The sequence below is a fragment of the Peptoniphilus sp. HCN-40583 genome (assembly GCF_037892835.1).
In the GTDB taxonomy this organism is placed as follows: domain Bacteria; phylum Bacillota; class Clostridia; order Tissierellales; family Peptoniphilaceae; genus Aedoeadaptatus; species Aedoeadaptatus rachelemmaiella.
Map to the genome: position 1 here is coordinate 1 of NZ_JBBKBU010000062.1, position 615 is coordinate 615.

At 46.0% G+C, this 615-nt stretch carries 1 protein-coding gene; it reads left to right on the forward strand.

The annotated features are described in order from the left end of the window. Positions 1–60: 60 nt before the first annotated feature. A partial coding sequence (locus WKT05_RS10575) for a transposase (protein ID WP_340414062.1) occupies positions 61–615 on the forward strand: 555 nt, incomplete at its 3' end.

Genomic DNA, 615 nt, shown 5'->3' on the forward strand with positions numbered 1-615 from the left:
TTTTGTGTCATCAACCAGCATTCGCCTCAAATATAGTAAAATAGAGGAAAGGAGGCTACCATGCTACATAAAGAAGACAAGAAAAAAGTAGAACAAATTCAAATGATTGCCCTGGATCAACTCGTGCCGGCAGATCATCTTTTGCGGAAAATTGATCGTTACGTGGACTTCGACTTCATCTATGATCTCGTCGAAGACCTTTACTGCCTCGACAACGGACGGCCAAGCATCGATCCCGTGGTCCTCATTAAACTCGTCTTTATCCAACACCTTTACGGCATTCGGAGCATGCGCCAAACCATCAAAGATGTCGAAGTCAACCTGGCCTATCGGTGGTTCTTGGGGCTTGACTTCTACGATAAAATCCCTCATTTCACCACCTTTGGGCAAAATTACCGTCGACGTTTTCAAAACACCGACCTCTTTGAGTCCATCTTCACCAACATCCTTCAACAAGCCATGGATCAAGGCTTCGTCGACACACGCCTCCAATTCGTCGATGCCACACACGTCAAAGCCCATGCCAATCGCCACAAAAACAAAAAAGCCACAGTGAAGAAACACGTGCGCAGCTACCAACAACAACTGGAAAAAGAAATTGCCGACGATCGAAAC